This window comes from Thiolapillus sp. (assembly GCF_048562965.1).
Classification (GTDB): domain Bacteria; phylum Pseudomonadota; class Gammaproteobacteria; order Chromatiales; family Chromatiaceae; genus Thiolapillus; species Thiolapillus brandeum_A.
Genome location: NZ_JBHNMF010000500.1, coordinates 1 through 2,384 on the forward strand (window position 1 = coordinate 1; position 2,384 = coordinate 2,384).

Consider the following 2,384-nt stretch of genomic DNA (forward strand, 5'->3'; position numbering starts at 1 on the left):
AAAAAATTCAACAGTGAAACCATCCGAACCAGGACTTTTATTATTTTTCATATTTTTAAGTGCTAGACTTGCTTCATCTAAAGTAATTTCCCCTTCAAGCAAAAGCTTTTCCTGTAATGTTAAAGTAGGGATGTTTTCAACCATATCTAATATTTCACAATTTCCTAAGTTTCTATCAGAATACAACCTTTCGTAGAATCTTTTTACCTCCTTAATAATGTCATGTGTTTCATATAATTCCTCTCCATTACTTAACGTAAGTTTGAGCATTTGTTTACTAACATAATTACGTTTTTCGAGTCCACAAAAGTATTTCGTTATTTTCTCACCTTCAGCGATCCATCTTGCCCTTGAGCGAAGTAGAACTCCCTGCATCCTTTTCTCCCTAATCGCAATTAATTCTTGCTTGTCATGTTCTAATATCCTGTTCTCGTCTTCAGTCAGAAAGGTTTTAGTTTCCAAACGCTGAATGCTGTTTTCTAAGTTTTTTTCTTTTTCTTCAGTTTGACGCTTTTTCATTGTGGCATACGAAATTGTCTTTGTTCTAATTTTCATAAGTAATACATCTAAAAACAATTGATCTGAAATAACAAATTGCATGTTACATTTTGGGATGTGAGGAATTTGTTCGCGTGCGTACGGAAATGCTGCATATTCTTCAGTTACATTTTTTATAACTTCATTAATTTCCTTCACAAACAGATTATCTTTCAGTAAAGAATTATTAAACTTCCACAATAACCTGCTTCTAGACTCTTTCCCTAATGTCAAAGTCAGTGTGATCATGGAATGATCTGTTCTGTAACCCGCCTCTATACCTACATCTGTCACTAAAGTGGATAATAAATCTGAAATCAAAAAAAAGTCTAATCTACTTTGCTGAGAAGGTGTCTTTCTACGCCATGTATATCGTCTCGTTTCAGGATAAATTTCTCTCCAAATATCTACAAGATCAAGGTTAATTATCAAGTTTTCGACCTGCTCTTTTGCTTTGGTATTATTATAGTGTTTATAATTACAGTAGTCAAGCGTAAAATTTAAGACTAAATTCCAGTCGCCTCCGATAACAATATTTTCAGAACCAGTTTCGTTTATCCGCTCTTCAAGTTCAATATAAAACTCGGGGTTATCGCGGTTAGGTCCATATAAACTAATTATCAAAAAATCTTTATCCATGATTTTAACAACAGTAAATACATAATTTCCTGCACTATCTTTGTAAATTTTTTGTACTGAAAATTCAAAATTATTATTAAATAGTATAGCCACACCTCTAGAGGTTGAATTGTATGAAGCAAAATAGCATTTATATCCCCATTCCGCCCGAATGCAGTTTTCCATTTTAGGATCAAAGTGGGTATCTTGCAATAAATATATACAGTATGACTTTTTTCTTAAGTACTGAAATACGTCTCTTCTCTTCTGCGGGTCAGCCAGGCCTTGACAGTTCATTGAAACTACTCTAACAGTATTATTACTCATTGTTAAAATGACAATAAAATACAACTAAAGCACGCACACTACTTTCAAAAACGCAACTGACAAAGCAAATTCCACACTCTGAACGGAGTTCACAAACTCCAGATACAATGTCAAAGAAAAAGAAAAAGTACAATGCAGACATCCACACTCCACTCACCCCGAAAAACCCATTGAAAATCACGACTTTGTCGGGCCTTATCTCTAGCCTGCCCACACAGGCACATGAAGCAAAGACACGGAGCAAAAACCACAATATTTTAAACACATTTTTCATTGTGATAATATACACGACATAAGCAACAGCCAAGGTGGATGAACTATGACCAATAAAAAGTAAACAAACTGACAAGACAAATACTCTGTTAGCAATTCTATACAGACCACAATAAATGAAAAATCTAGCGTTCTCCTCGTCCGACTGACCATATTTAAAAATACAAACATAAAATAAGGTCAACAACATCAACAACAAAACAGAAAGGAAGAAAGAAAGAGAAAAGGAAAAGATTAACCCTCAAAAATAAAGCAAAAGAAAAAATTACTATTTGGGTGAAAACGCGAAACAGGGATTTGTCAACACTGGCAACGAGACAGAAAACAGAATGGCAGTAATCGATATACCGGACTAAACTAATACAGTGGTAAACGGCCAATACAGTGTTGAAAAATTGAGCTCCAATTTTGAATGCATACACATTCATATATATACATACACACACATATACACATATATATACATATACATATATACACATATATACATATATACATACATACACACATGAAGTATACACATATACGCAATAGTTTAAACAACACAAACCGAGCGCAAGAAACAAGATAAGTCTTACCAATGTGCCGCTTACCGATTTAGTTCAAGACTGCCACTAGTTTTGCTAACG

At 34.0% G+C, this 2,384-nt stretch carries 1 protein-coding gene; it reads right to left on the reverse strand.

Going from position 1 to position 2,384, the window contains the following annotated elements; genetic code table 11:
- Positions 1-1,482, reverse strand: a 1,482-nt coding sequence (locus tag ACOCD2_RS16910; RefSeq protein WP_293653105.1) for an endonuclease/exonuclease/phosphatase family protein, incomplete at its 3' end; no start/stop codon positions are given.
- Positions 1,483-2,384 lie beyond the last annotated feature (902 nt).